This window comes from Leucobacter fengyongliangi (assembly GCF_052386045.1).
In genome coordinates, this window is the sequence record NZ_CM126356.1 from 1,126,744 (window position 1) to 1,144,792 (window position 18,049).

Below are 18,049 nucleotides of genomic sequence, written 5' to 3' on the forward strand. Positions count from 1 at the left end.
AGATAGGGTGGGAAAGACGCTGAATACGCGACCCCTACAGGAAGTATCGACGTGACCGACCAGACCAAAGTTGACTCGCCGGCCCGCCCGCGCCGTATCTCACCCCTCGCCGTCACGGTGGTGTTGGTGGTGGTGCTCATACTCGGCTTCCTCGCGGCAGCCACCATCATCGGCGAGGTGATGTGGTTTGATCAGCTCGGCTTCTTGCCGGTGCTGACGACCCAGTGGATCGCCGCAGGTGCGATGTTCCTCGTCGGCTTTGTGGTGATGGCCGTGCCGGTGTTTTTCGCCATCGATCTTGCCTACCGGAAGCGCCCGGTGTATGCGCGACTCACCGCGCAACTCGATCGTTATCAGGAATTGGTTGAGCCGCTGCGCCGACTCATCAAGTGGCTCTTGCCAGCGGTCTTTGGACTCTTTGCCGGCCTGGCCACGGCATCACAGTGGCAGAGCGTATTGCTGTGGCTGAACGCCGAGCCCACCGGTACAACCGACGCCGAATTCGGCCTCGATATTTCCTTTTACCTGTTTGATTTGCCGCTTTTGCAGGGCATCGTGGGATTCGCGTCGGCGGTTATCCTGATTAGCCTGCTCGCGGGTGTCGCGACAAGCTATCTCTACGGTGGCATTGCCTTCTCCGGTCGCGACGTGCGCATTTCAAAGTCCACGCGCATTCAGGCCGCTGTGCTGGCCACGCTCTATCTTCTGCTGCAGGGTGTGAGCCTTTGGCTTGATCAGTACCTCACCTTGACCGACGACGCAGGTCTGTTTACCGGCGCGACCTTCGCGGGCGTGCACGCAGTGATTCCCGGCAAGCAGATTCTGGCGGGGATCGCGGTTCTGGTAGCGGTTCTCTTCATCATCACCGCGTTCACCGGCAAGTGGCGGCTGCCGGTCACCGGTACCGTGCTCTTGCTGGTGTCGAGTCTGGTTCTCGGCGTGGGGTATCCGTGGGCGGTGCAGCAGTTCCAGGTCACCCCTGATGAGAAGAGCCTCGAAAGTGATTACCTGGCGCGAAACATTGAGGCTACCCGTACCGCGTTCGGAATCGACGAGGTTGAGGTCGAGCGCTACGACGCGGTCACAACCGCAGAGCCGGGTGCGCTTCGCGACGATGCCGTAGCGACCGCCAACATTCGTATCATCGACCCCGAAGTGGTGTCGGCGACCTTCGCGCAGCTCGAGCAGAGCCGACAGTACTACCAGTTCCCCGACTCGCTGAGCGTTGATCGCTACGAGATTGACGGTGAGGTCGTCGACACGGTGTCGGCGGTGCGCGACATCAACGTGGAGAGTCAGACGAGCTGGTTCAACCGCACGCTCGTCTACACCCACGGATATGGACTAGTTGCCGCGTACGGCAACCAACGCTCCGAGGGCGGCGAGCCGGTGTTTCTGGAGAGCGGGATCCCGACGAGTGGGCGCCTCGGCGAGTTTGAGCCGCGCATCTACTTCGGTATGAACTCGCCCGAGTACTCCATCGTTGGCGGCGAGCGCGAGCGCCCAATCGAGCTTGACTATCCAGCTGATGATGAGAGCGAAGCTCCCGCAGCGGAACCGGCTGCCGCGGCTGACGAAACAGCCGCAGAGGGTGCGACTGACACGACAGACGCGGAAGCTTCTGCCGCCGAGGAAGAGGCCGCGATCGCAGCCGAGGCCGAAGCTGCAGCCGCCGATGAGGAAGTCGTAGCTGAGTCTGACGGGACGAGGCAGAACCTCACCACCTTCACGGGGGGCGGTGGCCCGGTGCTGTCGAACATCTTCACGAAGCTGATCTATGCCTTGAAGTTCCAAGATATGGAGGTCCTGCTCTCGGGTGCCGTCGTCGATGGTTCGGAGATTCTCTACGACCGAAACCCGGTTGACCGCGTGTCGAAAGTGGCCCCGTACCTCACGATCGACTCTGCTCCGTATGCGTCGGTCGTCGACGGGCGAGTGGTCTGGATCGTCGACGGGTACACCACCTCGTCCGACTACCCTTACTCTGACCTGAACGATTTCAACGCGCTCAAGGTCGATGCCGACAATCCCCGTACCTCGCCGCTCATCGATCCGGTGAACTACATTCGCAACTCGGTGAAGGCCACCGTCGATGCGTATGACGGCTCGGTGAACCTGTACGCGTGGGACGCGGAGGATCCACTGTTGAAGGCCTGGGGCAACGTTTTCCCCGGCACGCTGAAGCCGGTCGACGAGATGAGCGGTGACCTGCTCAGCCACGTTCGGTACCCGGGCGACCTGTTCCGCGCGCAACGCGAGGTGCTCTCGAAGTACCACGTCACCGACGCGGGAGCGTTCTACTCCTCAGAGGATGCGTGGCGGACGCCGAACGATCCGGTCTCAGCTTCAGCCGGGAGCGCCGACGCACTGCGTCAGCCGCCCTACTACCTGACCCTTTCCGCAGGTACCGGCGCTGAGCCCAACTTCTCGATCTACTCGACCTATATTCCTGCCGCGGAGGGCGAGGGGCAGCGCGACATCCTGACCGGGTATCTCGCTGCGAACGCCAACGCAGGTTCGAAAGACGGCGTCGTCGCTGAGGGGTACGGCACGCTCAAGCTGTTGACGTTGCCTAAGGGCAACACCGTGCCGGGTCCGGGTCAGGTACAGAACAGCTTCACCACCGATTCGCAGGTCTCGAACCTGCTAAATATTCTCCGTCAGGGTGAGAGCCAAGTCATTAGTGGCAACCTGCTCACTCTGCCGCTCGGTGGCGGTCTGCTCTACGTGCAGCCGGTCTACGTCCAAGCCTCCTCGGGTACGAGCTTCCCGATCCTGCAGAAGGTGCTCGTCTCCTTCGGCGATCAGATTGCGTTCGAAGACACGCTTGACCAAGCGCTCGATTCGCTCTTCGGTGGGAACTCAGGCGCCCAGGCCGGAGATGGTGACGTGCCGGTCGGCGAGGGGGAGACGCCCGCCACGGATGGTGCAACTGACGGCGGAGAGAACACCGCCCCCAGCGCCGGGTCGGCCACACAGTCGGCTGCGATGCAGGCTGCTCTGCAGGCGATGCAGCAGGCAATTGCGGATCGGGATCAGGCGATGAAGGATGGTGACTGGGCCGCATACGGTGAGGCCGATCAGCGGCTTCGGGCCGCACTTGAGCAGGCCATCCAGGCAGAGTAGTCGGTGCGGGTGGCTTCGCTCTCTCGGGAACGCAAGCCGCTCAAGATTAGGCGCTCACAGGCGGGCTCGGAAAGAAATTTCCGAGCCCGTTTCTGTTACTCGGGCGAGGTCGCGAATCGATTGCTACTTGGACGCTGAGAGGCCTGGCCGCGGAGGCTCCGCGAGAGGAAACCGGGAAAACAAAAGAGGCGCCCGTGAGGGCGCCTCTTTCTTTTTCGTTGCGGGGGCAGGATTTGAACCTACGACCTCCGGGTTATGAGCCCGGCGAGCTACCGAACTGCTCCACCCCGCGGCACAAGAATTAACTCTAGCACGGAAGTCTGCGCGGCACGAATCGAGGCCAGGTGAGGGCGTTTCTTCGGTCTCTCGTGCCTGTGGAAAGCGGGCGCGGCGGGGAAGCGCGCCCACGCATGCTGGGGAAACCAAATCGAAGGGATCCCCATGACTCGCTTACGAGCACGCACGTTTACATTCGCCCGAATGCTGGCGCTGGGCCTTGCGGTGGTTCTCGGCCTCTCGATCGTCGTCCTTGGCGGTCCTGGCCAGACTCCAGCGTCAGCGTATACGCCGGGGCGAATGCTTGACTTCAACGGATGGCCAGTCGGCACCTTTCAGCTCGCGAACGGCCAGTTCGTCTATTGCGTCGAGCCTGGTGCGAACCCACCGAACCAGACCCAGCAGTGGGCCGATGTGGTGGACGAACTGCGAGGGTACTCGATCGATATGTCGGATGTCACCGGCTGGTCGGGTCAGGTATCGACAGCGCCGATTAGCGGCGAGCCACTGAGGAGAATCAACTATGTGCTGTCGACTCACGGTGACACCCAGAGCGCAGACACCGCGGTGGCGGTGCAGTTCGCGATCTGGATGCTTCGTGAGGGTGCGGGCGAGGCTGCCTGGCTGGCTCATCACATCGCCTGGGTGGAGCAGCACGGTGGCATGAGCCAGATGAATGCGGCGCGCGCATTGGTTGCTGAGGCCATCGCCACCGCCCTTCCTCCGTCCCCGCCGAGCCCCCCTGCCCTGCACCTGCGGGAGGAAGGCGATTTCGGTGAGGGGGTGGTCACGTATCCCGCGGGCGCAACCGAACTGCGCATCTCCGGAGGCGCTTTTGCCGATGGTTCGACTGTCATGACGCTTGATAGCAGCGCATCGGGCGAGGTGAGCTGGCGCGCGCACCTGCATCCCAGCGGGTGGCAGCGCCTGAATCCCGTGCGGGTGAGCGGGTCGTGGAGCTTGCCCTCTCGGGGCTGGCCCGCGCAACTCGAGGTGTACCCGTCACTCGTTCCGGAGGAGCAGACGCTGAGCTGGGCGGTCGGGCCGGTAAGCGAGACCTATTCGGGGGAGTGGGCACCCGTCGAAATCGCCATCGATACACAGTTTTTGCCAGTCCTGTCCACGCAGGTTGTTGAGCGGTGGCTCCCGCGTGAGAGCACTCCCTTCGCCGACAGGGTCACCCTATCGGTGGGTGCAGACAGTGCGCCCTGGGCGCAGCGCGTTCATGGCGAGGGGGGATACACCTTCGCTCCGATCGTGGCGAACGGTGTGGTCTACGGCCCGTTCAACCGGCCCCAAACGCTCAGCGATTCGGTTCCCGTTGGTGCCCCGATTGCGGGAACGGCCACATTGGTGGCCGACCATGGACCCGGATCATACGAGGTCACCAGCGCGCACGTGCCTGACGAGTCGGGGTATTACTACTGGGTGTGGGAGGTCGCCGAGACCACCCAGCTCCCTGAGGTCAGAAGTGCGCAGCTCCTTGCTGCCGACTACCGCTTCACTGACAAGTTTGGCCTTGTTGAGGAAGGGCATGTCACAGCCACTCGGCTTCGCTGGAACACTGAGCTACTGAGTAATGAAGTGACGATCGATCAGTTGCATCTGACTGACCGGCTGACAGCCACGCTGCACGGCGGGGCTTGGTTGCGCGACGAGACGGGCGCCAGAATTCCCGCGCGCATCCGTCTCAGCGTCTATGAGTCCTCTCAGATGCCCCGGCAGCAGAGTGAGCTTCCCGTGGGCGCACAAGAAATTGCCCGAGGGTTTATTGAGGTGAATGCTCCGAATCGAACGGTCACCTCGGACCCTATCGCGCTCCCTGAGGGCACCCGCGGCTGGGTGACCATCCGTGCGTGCCTCGTGGCGGAGGACCAGCAGGAGAGGTGGCGTGGATACGTGGAGGAGTGGTGTGACGATTATGGCGTTCCTGCGGAGACGGCCCGCATCGTTGTGCCCGAGTCGCTCGCGATCACGGGCGGTGCAGGAATCGAGGCTTTGGCGATCGGCGGGTTTACCATCCTCGTAACCGGGGTCGCGCTGCTGGTTGTGTCGCGAGTCCGTCGTCCACGAGCGTGAGCGGCGGGTGCGAGGCAAAATCAAAGCGCGCAGCACCTCTCCAGTCGACACAAGTCAAATTCATAGAATTGCCGGGCATGCTGGTCACACGAGAAAGGGAGCCCCAATGACTCAGACCCCCGATGCGGATCAACCGATCACCCACTACCCGACCTTCGTGCAACAGCCCGTGCAACAGGTTTCAGAGGCTCCCCAGCCGATGCAGGCACCGCAGCCTCAGCGCAACCGAAGCGGAGGCCTGGTCGCTGGCATCGCCATTGGAGCCATCATCGGCGGTCTCGTCGGTGGCGGCGCAGCGGCGGTCATCGCCACGAATGTTGGTGGCGCGCCGGTCGTGCAGGCCACGGGTGGAACGTTGACGCTCTCGAACGTGGATTCCGCGACTGCGATCTCCGGGGTTGCAGCGGTTGCGACGCCCAGCGTGGTGACCCTCCAGGTCACCTCCGCAGCGGGCAGCGGATCGGGCTCCGGAGTCATCTTTACCTCCGATGGGTACATCATTACGAACGCTCACGTAGCCACGCTGTCGGGTGCGACCGCCGACCCCGAGATCTTTGTGCGCCTGAGCGATGGCACCAGGCTGAGCGCGGTGCTCGTCGGGAGTGATCCCTACGCAGACATCGCGGTGGTGAAGGTAGATGCCGAGGGGCTCACACCGATGGCCATCGCCGATTCTGAGGCGATCAACGTCGGCGATCTCGCGGTGGCCATCGGTGCGCCGTTGAATCTCTCGAATACGGTCACCAGCGGAGTAGTGAGCGCCCTCAACCGTGGGATCTCGATCGCCAGCTCCATGGTTCCGGAGGGCACAGATGATGAGGTTGCGCCGGAGGACCCAAACGGGGGCAACGAGTTCCCATGGGACTTCCGGTTCGAGACCCCCGAAAATCAGGGCCAGCAACAGATGCGTGCAAGTGCAAGCGTCGCGGTACCCGTCTTACAGACCGACGCATCGATCAACCCCGGAAACTCCGGTGGAGCGCTGCTGAACGCGCGCGCCGAACTGATCGGCATCAACGTAGCGCTGGCATCGAACGATAATTCAGCGACGGCCGGAAGCGACGGACTGGGCTTCGCCATACCGTCGAACCTCGCGGTGCGCGTCGCGGAGGCGATCGTCGCCGGCGAGCAGCCGTCGCACGGTCTGCTCGGTGTGAGCGTCGTGGCGGCAGGCCAAGACACCGACGAAGATGCAAATCGCGAGGGCGGCCTGATCGCCGAGGTGGTTCCCGGGGGAGCCGCAGAAGAAGCTGGCCTCCGAGTCGGCGACGTGATCACCGCAGTGGACGGCGTGGCTGTTGATTCCAGCACCGCGGTTTCTGCAATGATTCGGTTGCATGCGGGCGGCAGCGACGTGACCATTACGTACTCACGGGGTGGCGAGCTGAGCGAGGTCGAGGTGACACTCGGCACGCTCGAATGGTAGTCACGCAACGAACCTTCGCGGGCGCCGCTCACCGGGCATGAACCGGCTGCGCGGCGCCCGCGCTGTCTCTCCGCTTTTGCGCCCCGCGCATGCCATAGGGTGTCAGTCGTGAGTGATGGCGGACTGAACTTTGCGCGCGCGAACCTGGCGAAGCTTCTCGCGCTTCCCGCGTTTGCCCTCGCATGGATACTCGCACACTTCGTACCCCGGTCTGCTGCTCGCTGGGTATTCGGCAGCGGCAGTGGTGTCGCGGAGGGCGCACTTGCAGTGGCGCGCGCGCTGCGGCACACCGACCCGCAGGCACAGATCATGTGGGCGGTAGCTACTGATGCCGAAGCGCACGCTGCAGAGGCAGAAGGATTCGCCCCGGTGCGCCGGAGCAGCTGGTCAGGTTTTTGGGCAACACTTCGTGCCGGGCAAATCGTCGTCACCCACGGACACGGCGATGCGAATCGTTACGGAGTGTTCGGCGCCCGTGTGACGCACCTCATTCATGGTGCCCCGCTGAAGCGTCTACATCTCGATTCCCCGGTCACGACCCAGTTTTCCGGCCCCTCGATCGCGCGGACGCTCCTCCGGCGCATGTATCTCGCGGGCAGCAAGCGAATCGAGCTCTTCGTTGCCGGCTCGGTCACTGCCGCAGAACGACTTCGCACTGCGTATCGCGTGGCACCCGGGCGCGTGCGGGTGCTGGGCGATCCTCGTGACGATGTTGTCGCCGCACAGGCCGCGGATCCGCGTCTCGCCGCCAACGCGCGGATCGAGGTGCGTGAGCTTCTCGGGCTGCCGCCTGAGGACGCAGATTACGAACGTCGAGAGCCCCTGGTGCTGTATGCGCCGACGTGGCGAGACGGCGATGCCGACCCGGGAGTTCCGACCGCACAGGAGGCAGCGTCGATCCACAAGCTCATGGAGAGTTTGGGTGCACGACTGGTGTTGCGCCCCCACCCCCTGGGTGCCGGACCGTACGCCGAGGTCACTGGAACGCGGGTGCACCTGCTGGGCGCGGAGACAGTGCGCGACATCACCCCGCTCCTCGGCGCGTTTGATGCGATCATCACCGACTACTCGTCGATCGCGGTCGATTTCTCGCTGTTGGCGCGCCCGATCGTTTGGTTTGCGCCGGATCTCGAGCACTACGTCAGGACCCGGGGACTGTACGAGCCACTCGAGGTCACCTCGGCCGGCCAGTTGCAGCGGGACTGGCCCGGGGCCCTTCGCCACCTGGCCGAAGTCATTGTTCCGGGATCGCGGGCCCGTCGTGCGGCTGAGACAGACGCACGCACCCTTGCGAGGCGGTTCCACGCGCACCCCGAGGGGGGTGCCGCTGCGCGGGTCGTCGCGGAAATCGTGCGGCTTGGACAGCCGGCGCGCGAACGGATCTCTGCCGGGGCCGTGTTTTTCGAAAGCTATTTCGGGCGTCAGGTCAGTTGCAATCCGCTCGCCATCGACCGAGAGATCGCGAACAGGCACCCCGAGGTGCCGAGGTACTGGAGCGTCATCAGCGAGCGGATCACCCCGCCACCGGGAGCACTCCCCGTGCTGGTGGGTGGGGCAGACTGGCTCGCCGTGCGACGCTGCGCAAGACTCCTTGTGGTCAATGACTGGTTGCGTTACGGATTCCGCAGACACCGCGGTCAGACCGTGCTGCAGACCTGGCACGGCACGATGCTCAAGCACCTTGCGCTCGGTCGCCCCGGCATCACGCTGCGCACGCGACTCGCGATCCGCCGAGAGAGCAGGCGCTGGAATTTGCTGCTGTCTCAGAATCCGCATTCCACCGCCCAATTTCGCACCAGCTACGCCTACCGCGGGGAGATCCTCGAGACCGGCTACCCGCGAGACGATCGCCTGGCGAACGCGCTTGCTGGAGCGGAACGCAGCCCGGTGCGCATCGACACGGCGCGGAGAACACTGGGCATTCCCGGTGGCCGACGCGTGCTTGTCTATGCTCCGACGTGGCGCGACTCGCGACTCGCGCTCGTTGACGAGCTCGACGCGCGTGCGCTCGCCGCCGAGCTGGGTGACGACTGGGTCGTGGTCGCCCGTGGCCACACGCGCACGCACGGCCTGGGAACGTATGCCGGGGTCGACGGTGGTGTCATCGATGCGTCGGCTCACCCCGACGTGAACGACGTGATTCTGGCCGCCGACCTCCTTGTGACCGACTACTCCTCGGTGATGTTTGACGCGGCGGTCGCGCGGGTACCAACGATCTGCTTTGTTCCCGATCTCGCGCAGTATCGCGACCGCGAGCGCGGCTTCACGTTTGAGTTCGATGCGCTCGCGCCGGGCCCGCTGCTCACCGAGCGCAGTGCGGTTGTCGCATGCGCGCAGGAGCTTGCAGCCCATGGCGCCGCCGCCCCATGGATACTGGAGAACGCAGCGACCGCCGAGCGCTTTCGCGACACCTTTGCCCCGCACGACGACGGAGGTGCCGCAGCACGCGTGGTTGACGCGCTTGAAGCTCGGGGAGCCCTACCGCGCGCGTGACCGATCCACGGTGCGGCTCGCGCCCCCCGCGATTCCGGCGAGGAACCCGACCCCCCAGCTGACGTGCATGGTGACGAGCACTGCGGCACCCACGAGGCGTTCGCGCACTCCGTGCAGAGCGGGCAGCCGCGTCGTGGCAAATGCCACCGCGCCCGCGTAGGCGAGTGGCAGTGCGTGCACGACCGACCACCAGGCCCACGGTACGAGCCCGACGCACTGGAGCGCGAGCACGACGAGGCTCGTGGTCAACCCCAGCACGAGCGCACCCGGGGCGAAGAATCGCCACGGATGAGCGCGCGGGTGGCGACGCACCAAGACGGCTCGCCAGGCACCCGTGGCGAAAAACTGGCGTGAGAGATCCTGCAGACTGGCACGCGGCCAGTAGGTGACGCGCAACGACGGATCGAACCACACGATTCCGCCCGCCATGCGGATGCGCAGGTTGAGTTCCCAGTCCTCGCCCCGGCGGATGCCTGGATCGTAGCCTCCGACGGCTTCGATTGCCTCCCGACGGAAAATACCCAGGTAGGCGCTTTCGGCGGGACCGGGGGTTCCGTCTCCGTGATATGCGCCGCCCCCCAGACCATAGGGACTGTTGTAGCCGGCCGCGATCGCACGCTGAACCGTGGTGCGGCCCGCAGCCTGCATCACCCCGCCGACGTTCGCCGCGCCCTCGCGACGCAGCGCGGCGATCCCCGCGCTCGTGTACTCGGGCACGAGCTCGCTGTGGGCATCCACCCGCACAACCACGGGAAACCGGCTTGCAGCGATCGCGAGATTCAGGCCGATGGGGATGTCACGCCCGGGGTTCGCAACGAGCCGCACCCGAGGGTCGGCAGCGGCCAGGCGATCCGCAATCTCAGTGCTGCGGTCCGTCGACGGCCCGAGCGCCAACACGATTTCTTTCTCGCCCTTGTACTGCTGCCCAAGAATTGTGCGCACGGCGGTTTCGAGGTGCTCTTCCTCATTGAGGACCGGCATCACGTAGCTCACCGCGGGCAGTGAGGGCAGGGGAGTCAAGTGCACCCCATGATCTTCCCACGCGCCGCTCGGGAGGATCGTCCCAGCGGCCGCGGCTACGCTGGGAGGATGCAGTTTTCCAAGGACAGTAAGCGCGCGATTCGGCTCGCCAAGCGGGTACTCAAGGGTCGGCGCGCCTTCTTTGAAGTACGCGATTTGCTCGCCGCCCGTGGCCCGCTGCCGGCGGGTAACTTCCGCGTCGGGGTGTATTTCGCTGACAGCGACGTCAACATCTACCAGATGCGGCAGTGGTATGCACCGCTCCGCGAGCTTTCGAAAACACACCCGGTCCTCTTGATTGCTCGCAACGCAGCCGGAGCCCGGCAGCTCATGCACGAGAGTGGGCTGGAGGTCGCTTTCGCGCCAAAAGTCACCAGTCTGGAGCGGCTAATTGTCGAGCAACCGCTCGAGGTGATTCTCTATGTCAACCAAAACACCAGGAACTTTCAGATGATGCGGTACGGGAGTCGCTGGCACGTGTTCATCAATCATGGTGAGAGCGACAAGATGTACATGACCAGCAATCAGCACAAGGCCTATGATTTTGCGTTTGTCGCGGGAGATGCGGCACGTGCCAGACTGTCGAAGGCGCTGTGGGACTACGACGTTGACACGCGCACCGTCGCGATTGGGAGGCCGCAAGCCGATCACCTTGCGGGCGATCCGCCCTTCCCCGCTGACGGTCGCATCGTGGTGTTCTACGCCCCGACGTGGGAGGGCGACCGCCCGGCGGCCAGCTATGGTTCAGTCGCCTCTCATGGCGAAACGCTCGTGCGTCGCCTGCTTCAGACCGGCCGACATCGCGTGGTGTATCGGCCTCACCCGCGCAGCGGGGTGGTGGATCCCGCCTTTGGTGCGGCAAATGAGCGCATTATCGCGGCGCTCGCTGAGGCGAATCGACGCGACCCCTCGGCCCATCACGTCTTCGACCAGTCGCCCCAGCTCGGATGGCAACTCAGCTTGCCGGATGTTGCCATCTGCGACGTCTCAGCAATGATCTACGATCGGCTCGCGACCGGGAAGCCACTCATGGTCACGCGTCCGCTCGCGCCCGAGGCTGAGATCGATGAGGGCGGGTACCTCAGCGTGTGCGAGTGGTTGAGCGCCAGCGATACGGAGACAGTAGACGAAGTACTCGATCGTGTTATCGGGGACAACGCCGCGCGCGAGCGTCTGGGCACGTGGTCGAAGCACTACTTCGGCGACACCACACCCGGGGCCCCGAGCAGGCGCTTCCGTGAGGCCATTGAAGCACTCTTCGTGCGTGCCGACGAGTGGAAAGCTCGCACGCGGTCGTAATTCGGGGAACGGCTGAGCAGCGGCTTAGCAGCGCACGAAACCTAGCTGTTGTGCTCGGAGTTGTAGCGGTTCAGCACGTCATCGATCGGGCCATCGAGCTGCAGCTTGCCCTGGTCGAGGTAGAGCCCGCGGCTGCAGAACCGCCGGAGGTCGCGCTCGTTGTGAGAAACGAGAAACAGGGTCTTGCCCTCGGCGAGGAGCGCGTCGATCCGTCGATAGCATTTCGTTCGAAAGGCCTTGTCTCCAACAGCAAGCACCTCATCAACCAGCAGCACCGGCTCGTCGAGTTGCGAGACTACCGAGAAAGCAACGCGCACTTTCATGCCGCTCGAGAGGTGTTTAAACGGCGTGTCGAGCACGCCCTGAGCGCCGGCGAACTCGACGATTGCATCAAATCGCTCGGCGAGCTCCGCGCGACTGAGCCCGTGCAAGCCGGCCGTGAGGTGAATGTTGTCGCGCACCGTCAGGTCGCCAGCAAAGCCGCCGGTGAGCTCAATCAAGGGCGCAACTCCTCCGTGCACCGTGACGTGACCGGTGTCGGGAAGAAGTACTCCCGCGACGAGTTTCAAGAGGGTCGACTTTCCCTGGCCGTTTCGCCCCACCACCCCGATCGCTTCGCCCGCGTGAACGGTGAATGAGACGTCTCGCAACGCCCAGAATTCACCTGTGCGCGCACGTCGTTGTTTGCCGGCGAACAGGTCCTTGAAGCTGCGCCTCGCCCCGCGATTGCGTCGAAACCGCACGCCGAGCCCCGACGCGGTGATGATCGCCGGGGCAGCGTCTTGAGTGTTCTGCGGACTCGATCCGCTGTGTGCGGCCACTTCGTGAGATGAGGTCACGTTACAGCTCCTTCAAGACGCCACCGACGCTGCGGCGAAAGACGAGAATGCCGACGAGGAGCGTCACCGCGGTGATCGCCGATGAGACACCAATCAGGGCCCAGTTGAGTTGATCGGGGAAAAAACCCGCGCGGAAGAGGGCGAAAATGCCGGAGAGCGGATTGGCCCACGCGAGCGGTGCGACGACCGCCGGGAGATCACTCGCGCCGTAGATCACGGGTGAAGCATAGAACAACACGCGCAACACTAGTTTGGCCGCTCGCTCAAGATCGCGGAAGAACACGACAAGCGGTGCCAGTATGAGCCCGACACCCAAAATGAGGGCACCCATCAAGATGATTCCCAGCGGGAACAGCACGATGTACCAGTTCACGCTCGCGCCGTTGATCAGGGCGAACAGCACGAGCACGGGCAAGCTGAGAAGGAATTCGATGCCCTTTGCACAGACGATGCGGGCGACCCAGATCCACCGCGGAAGCGCGACGGAGCGCACGAGCTTGACGTCGCGCAGGAAGGCGCGTGTTGAATCTCCGACTGCACCGTTGAACCACACCCAGGGCAGCATGGCGGTGAGGAGAAACACGATGTATGGCTCCTCGCCGAGGCTCCGGGGGAGGAGCTGGCTGAAGATGAACCAGTAGATCAGGCTCATCAGCAGCGGGTCGAGGATGGACCAGAAATAGCCGAGCACCGAAGTTGCGTAGCGAACCTTGAGGTCACGAACCGTCAGGAGTCGCAGCGAGCGCCACGCGCTCGCGCGAGGGGAGCCCGGGGCGCGGTGCCTGCGGGTGTCGGCGGGTGAAGTCACAGGCCTATTCTGCCTGTATTCCGGGTGTCATTGCTGGAGAGTCAGTCGCGAACCGCAGGCGTTGGGGTTTGGTAGGTTAGGGGTGTGTCACATTTGCCCCCCAGCGCTGATCTCACGCCCGACTCCGGTTCCGGCGGTCTGACCGGTGTCGAAGCCGAGGGCAAGCCAGGTGCGAACGCGGATCCGGGTCTGCCGCGCACGGTGAGACGGCGTCCGCAGAGACGGTCGGTTTCTGCCGGAACGAGCCGATCCGCGACCTCGATCGCGTCTGACGAGGTGGCTGATGTGAGCAAGATTGAAGTCACCACTGATTTCGTTGCATCGACTGACGGGGCAGACCCCAGTACCGTGACCAGTTCAGTTGACCTGGTCGAGCCAGAGCTTGAGGATTCCCCTGAGCCCGAGCCCGAGCCCGAGCTTGAAACCCTGCTCGCTACCGAGGGTGCACCTCTGCCCGAAGCCTCCCCGGCGCCGGAGGCACTCCCGGTTCGTGACGCAGAGCCGTCACCCGAGCCAACACCGGCTCCTCAAGCTGCACCGCGCACTGGCCGCATTGAGATCCCCGTTCCGTCGATCGTGCGTGCGCGTGAACGTGCTGCGGCGGTGGCCCAAAACCCGGTGGTACTGCGCACCGAGCAACTCACCAAGAGTTACGGGCAGGTCTTGGCCGCAGCTGAGATTTCCATCGAGGTGCATGCCGGATCTTTTACCGGGATTGTTGGACCCAACGGAGCGGGTAAGACCACTGTGCTTTCGATGATCAGCGGGGTGAATCGTCCGACCTCTGGTCGCATTACGGTGCACGAAATCGATGTATGGTCTGACGGGCCCGCGGCGAAGCGGGTACTCGGCACTCTGCCCGACCGGTTGCGATTGTTCGACCGACTCAGTGGCGCGCAGTTGTTGTATTACGCGGGAGTCCTGCACGGTGTCGACGAGTCTTCACTCGCTCAGCGCGCATCCGAACTCGCAAAGGCTTTCGGTCTTGAGCCTGCGCTCGACCGGCCGGTGTCTGATTACTCCGCCGGAATGCAGAAGAAGATCGGCCTCGCGTGTGCCATGATCCACGCACCCGAGGTGCTGGTGCTCGACGAGCCGTTTGAAGCGATCGACCCCGTTTCGGCCTCCAACGTCACTGAGATTCTCGAGAAGTTCGTCGCCGGTGGCGGCAGCGTCATCATGTCGAGTCACAGCCTCGACCTGATCCAGCGTGTCTGCGACAACGTCGTAGTGATCGTCGATGGTTCGGTGATTGCTCAGGGCACGGTCGACGCGGTGCGCGACGGATTGAGTCTTGAAGAGCGGTTCCGGCATCTCACCGATGCCCCTGACTCCGGGAAGGGGCTGGAGTGGTTGCACGGCTCTGCAGACTCCGACTAGCACTTCTCCTCAGCGTTTTCCGCGGCACACCCTCGGCCGTTGCGCGGTCGGTCATTACCGGGGTGCTCGCTTTGGCTGGTGCTGTTGCCCTGACAGTTCTTCCCCAGTGGATCGAGCCTTCGGAGTCTGCCTACGCGGGGATTGACACGATACTGGTCTCCGTAGTGATTGCGGCTGCCGTCATCATGCCGCTCTTCGCAAACCGCAACCACCTCGAGCCGAAGCACTTCGCTCAGTATCCCGCTCGCTCCTCACAGATTGCCGCCGGGATGTTGATCAGTACCGTGTTGAGCTGGCCGACGCTGTGGTTCGTCGGATGGTGGGTGTCGCTCGTTGCACTCCGGCCTGAGTGGCGATCGGTGTGGTGGGCTCTGGCACTTGGTGCGGTGCTCGCGCTCCTCCTCACGATTTCAGGTGCCCGGGTTGCCTCCGCGGTTGCGAAGCTTGTCGTCTCTTCGCGAAGCGCCGGCGCTGTTCGGGCGACCGGCCTCCTGTTGCTCATTGCCGCGCTTCCTGTTGTCGTGTTTGCGGTCACGCAGGCGCTCAGTTCCCCTGGTGGCAAGCTCACACGTGACGCTGCGACGGTGCTGGGATGGACTCCATTGGGAGCCACCGTGGCAGGAATCACGAACGCCGCAGCTGGCGATATTGCAGGTGCCCTGCTGCGTTTCGGCGTGGTTGCGCTGACAGTGCTTGTGTTGGTTCTCGCATGGTTTTTGCTCGTCAGAGTCTCGCTTGAGCGCATCGATCGACCGACTGACCCGAACGTTGCTCGCCAAGGCCTCGATTGGTTTGATCGTTTCTCTGCCAAGCCGGGGCCGGTGATCGGCGCTCGCGCGCTCACCTATTGGGTCCGCGATCCGCGTTACCGGGTTGCGCTTGCCGCGATCCCACTGGCACCGGTGCTCATCGTGCTCGCGCTGTGGGTCGCTGGAGTTGATGCACACACGCTCGCGCTGGTGCCGCTGCCGGTCATCCTGTTGCTGCTGGGGTGGTCGCTGCACAACGATGTGGCGATGGATTCGACGGCACTGTGGATCCATGTGGCCAGTGGCACCCGGGGCCGAGACGATCGGTTTGGGCGACTTGCGCCGGTGCTGCTGCTGGGGTTGCCGCTCGCGCTGGTGGGATCAAGCGTCACGGTGACGGTGATGGGGGACTGGCGCGTGCTTCCAGCAGTCATTGGGATGAACCTCGGCGTACTGCTTGCTGCAGCCGGGGTGTCGAGCGTATTTTCCGCACTCATGCCATACCCGTCGACTCGCCCAGGGGACAGTCCCTTCGCGCAACCTGCCGTTTCTGGTGCCGGGTCAGGCCTCGCGCAGAGCCTGTCGATGATGGTCGCGCTCGTACTCGCGGTGCCCCCCATCTGGGTTGCCGCGTCCGCGATCAGCGCGGTGAGCTTTGGCATGAATTTCTGGGCACTCATCTTCGGTGCTGGGTACGGGCTCGTCGTGGTGACAGTCGGGGTGCTGATCGGCGGCCGTGTCTTTGACCGTGCCGCCCCAGAACTGCTCGCGCTGACGCAAACCTTCGATTGATGTGTGGATCGGGCAGTTCTGATCTCGATCACACTGTTGCCGAGTGCCACGATTATTGCTGAGGCGCTTCCCTGGAACGGCGCGTAGAATCTTCTCCATGGGTATCTTTACGCGTGACAATCCGGCCGGTGGCGGCGGAACTGATGTGCTGGATCGCGAGCTTGAGCAGCTGCTGAATGAGGAACAGGTCGAAGACGGCGATCATGAACGCTTCTCGCACTTCGTGCCGAAAGACAAGATCCTTGAATCCGCGGTGACAGGAAAGCCGGTTCGCGCACTGTGCGGCAAGAAGTGGACTCCGTCACGTGACCCGGAGAAGTTTCCGGTGTGCCCTGACTGCAAGAAGATCTACGATCGCATGCGCAAGTAGGCCGCGCCCCGGTCAGAGTAACTGACCAGGGCGGTGGTGCTTTGCGCGGGTGTCGCGCCAGACTCCTAGCGGTACTCCGTGGTAATCGCGGGGTCACCGCGGGTGAGGCTCATCGCGCTCGGAGGGAGCTCGGCCAGGCTGCGCCGGTGGCGGTCGCGCGCCGCCAGCATTCCACTCACTCCAGTGTGTTCTGGCTGGGTTATCCCGTCGCGCACCAGGGGAACGATGAGTTCTCGCGAGTCGCCCGCCAGCTCGGTTCCCTCTGGCTCGCCTCCGGGGCCGTCCCCAAGGAAGACCAGCTCAAGGGTCGCGATGCCGCGAGCATTCAACAGTCGGCGGACGCTCTTACGCCCGCCCACAGAGGCCTTGTCGGTGGATTTCTTCGCGACCGACACCCATTCGCCGTCGTTCCCCCTGCGGGCGACCAGTTTGTACACCATCCCCATCGTGGGTGATCCAGAACCCACGACCACCGAGGTTCCCACTCCAAAGCTGTCCACCGGCGCTGCCGCGAGCGCCGCGACCGTGTACTCATCGAGGTCGTTGGTCACCGTGATCTTGGTGGCGGTGGCTCCCAGTTCGTCTAATAACTCTCGTACACGGGCGACCACCACAGGGAGGTCGCCGGAGTCGATGCGAACTGCGCCGAGCGATGTTCCCGCGACCTCCACAGCGGTGCGCACCCCCTGCTCAATGTCGTATGTGTCGACGAGTAACGTGGTGTCTGACCCGAGGGTGGCGACTTGCGCGGCGAAGGCTTCGCGCTCGCTGTCGTGGAGCAGCGTAAACGAGTGCGCGGCGGTCCCCATGGTGGGAATGCCAAAGCGTCTGCCCGCTTCGAGGTTTGAGGTTGCGCTGAAGCCAGCGATGTACGCGGCTCGCGCGGCCGTCACCGCGCTGTGCTCGCCGGTGCGTCGGCTTCCCATTTCGGCGAGGGGCTTGCCGCCAGCGGCGTGCACCATCCGCGAGGCCGCCGTCGCGATCGCGGAGTCGGCGTTCAATATGCTGAGCGCCAAGGTTTCGAGTACGACCCCCTCTGCGAAGGTGGACTCGACGGTCAAGAGGGGGGCGCCGGGGAAGAACACCTCGCCTTCCGGGTACCCCCAGATGTTGCCCGAGAATCGGTAGTTCGCGAGCCAGTCGAGCGTTTCACTGCGCAGGAAACCCTGTTCGCTGAGCCAACTGAGCTCGGTCTCGGTGAAGCGGAACCGTTCGATCGCCTCGAGAAGGCGACCGGTGCCCGCGACCACGCCGTACTTTCGTGCCCCGGAGAGGCGACGCGCGAAGAGTTCGAAAACGCACGCTCGATCCGCGGTGCCCGCAGCGAGCGCCGCGTCGACCATCGTGAGTTCGTAGTGATCGGTGAGGAGTGCCGTTGATGTGCTCACTCCG

At 64.0% G+C, this 18,049-nt stretch carries 12 protein-coding genes and 1 tRNA gene; 8 read left to right on the plus strand and 5 right to left on the minus strand.

Annotated elements, in window-relative coordinates; genetic code table 11:
* The first annotated feature begins 51 nt into the window (after window positions 1-51).
* A complete protein-coding gene (locus tag ACTNFK_RS05285) occupies window positions 52-3,126 on the plus strand; it encodes a UPF0182 family membrane protein (protein WP_435936348.1) in 3,075 nt (1,024 codons plus the stop codon).
* A gap of 218 nt (window positions 3,127-3,344) precedes the next feature.
* Here the strand turns inward: ACTNFK_RS05285 and ACTNFK_RS05290 are convergent.
* A tRNA-Met gene (locus ACTNFK_RS05290) sits at window positions 3,345-3,418 on the minus strand.
* Between the two features lie 149 nt (window positions 3,419-3,567).
* Here ACTNFK_RS05290 and ACTNFK_RS05295 point away from each other — a divergent pair.
* The 3 genes from ACTNFK_RS05295 (at window position 3,568) to ACTNFK_RS05305 (ending at window position 9,400) form a co-directional block, all read left to right on the plus strand.
* Window positions 3,568-5,481, plus strand: coding sequence for a hypothetical protein (locus ACTNFK_RS05295; RefSeq protein WP_435936349.1), 1,914 nt, complete (start codon window positions 3,568-3,570; stop codon window positions 5,479-5,481).
* 106 nt (window positions 5,482-5,587) lie between these two features.
* Entirely contained in the window at window positions 5,588-6,907 is a 1,320-nt protein-coding gene (locus tag ACTNFK_RS05300; protein WP_435936350.1) for a S1C family serine protease, read from the plus strand.
* 108 nt (window positions 6,908-7,015) lie between these two features.
* Entirely contained in the window at window positions 7,016-9,400 is a 2,385-nt protein-coding gene (locus tag ACTNFK_RS05305) for a CDP-glycerol glycerophosphotransferase family protein (protein WP_435936351.1), read from the plus strand.
* Here the strand turns inward: ACTNFK_RS05305 and ACTNFK_RS05310 are convergent.
* Window positions 9,386-10,426, minus strand: coding sequence for a glycosyltransferase family 2 protein (locus ACTNFK_RS05310; RefSeq protein WP_435936352.1), 1,041 nt, complete (start codon window positions 10,424-10,426; stop codon window positions 9,386-9,388). The genes ACTNFK_RS05305 and ACTNFK_RS05310 overlap by 15 nt on opposite strands.
* A 63-nt stretch (window positions 10,427-10,489) precedes the next feature.
* Between ACTNFK_RS05310 and ACTNFK_RS05315 the strand changes: the two genes are divergently transcribed.
* Window positions 10,490-11,719, plus strand: a complete 1,230-nt coding sequence (locus ACTNFK_RS05315; RefSeq protein WP_435936354.1) for a CDP-glycerol glycerophosphotransferase family protein — start codon at window positions 10,490-10,492, stop codon at window positions 11,717-11,719.
* Window positions 11,720-11,760: 41 nt separating this feature from the next.
* Here the strand turns inward: ACTNFK_RS05315 and ACTNFK_RS05320 are convergent, their stop codons facing one another.
* Window positions 11,761-12,486 (minus strand): ABC transporter ATP-binding protein, encoded by a 726-nt coding sequence (locus ACTNFK_RS05320; protein ID WP_435936385.1) that lies wholly within the window; start codon window positions 12,484-12,486, stop codon window positions 11,761-11,763.
* 73 nt (window positions 12,487-12,559) lie between these two features.
* Window positions 12,560-13,366: an ABC transporter permease gene (locus ACTNFK_RS05325; protein WP_435936355.1), complete on the minus strand. Its 807-nt coding sequence runs from the start codon at window positions 13,364-13,366 to the stop codon at window positions 12,560-12,562.
* An 84-nt stretch (window positions 13,367-13,450) separates the two neighbouring features.
* Here ACTNFK_RS05325 and ACTNFK_RS05330 point away from each other — a divergent pair, with 84 nt between their 5' ends.
* From ACTNFK_RS05330 to ACTNFK_RS05340, 3 genes are all read left to right on the plus strand, one after another.
* Complete coding sequence (locus tag ACTNFK_RS05330) at window positions 13,451-14,746, plus strand: ABC transporter ATP-binding protein (RefSeq protein WP_435936356.1); 1,296 nt, start codon at window positions 13,451-13,453, stop codon at window positions 14,744-14,746.
* A complete protein-coding gene (locus ACTNFK_RS05335) occupies window positions 14,716-16,287 on the plus strand; it encodes a hypothetical protein (RefSeq protein ID WP_433647252.1) in 1,572 nt (523 codons plus the stop codon). Before ACTNFK_RS05330 ends, ACTNFK_RS05335 begins: the two co-directional genes overlap by 31 nt.
* A gap of 97 nt (window positions 16,288-16,384) precedes the next feature.
* Window positions 16,385-16,657 (plus strand): DUF3039 domain-containing protein, encoded by a 273-nt coding sequence (locus tag ACTNFK_RS05340; RefSeq protein ID WP_433647251.1) that lies wholly within the window; start codon window positions 16,385-16,387, stop codon window positions 16,655-16,657.
* 65 nt (window positions 16,658-16,722) lie between these two features.
* Here ACTNFK_RS05340 and ACTNFK_RS05345 read toward each other — a convergent pair whose 3' ends face one another.
* On the minus strand, window positions 16,723-18,045 hold the full coding sequence (locus ACTNFK_RS05345) for a nicotinate phosphoribosyltransferase (RefSeq protein WP_433647249.1): 1,323 nt from the start codon (window positions 18,043-18,045) through the stop codon (window positions 16,723-16,725).
* Window positions 18,046-18,049 lie beyond the last annotated feature (4 nt).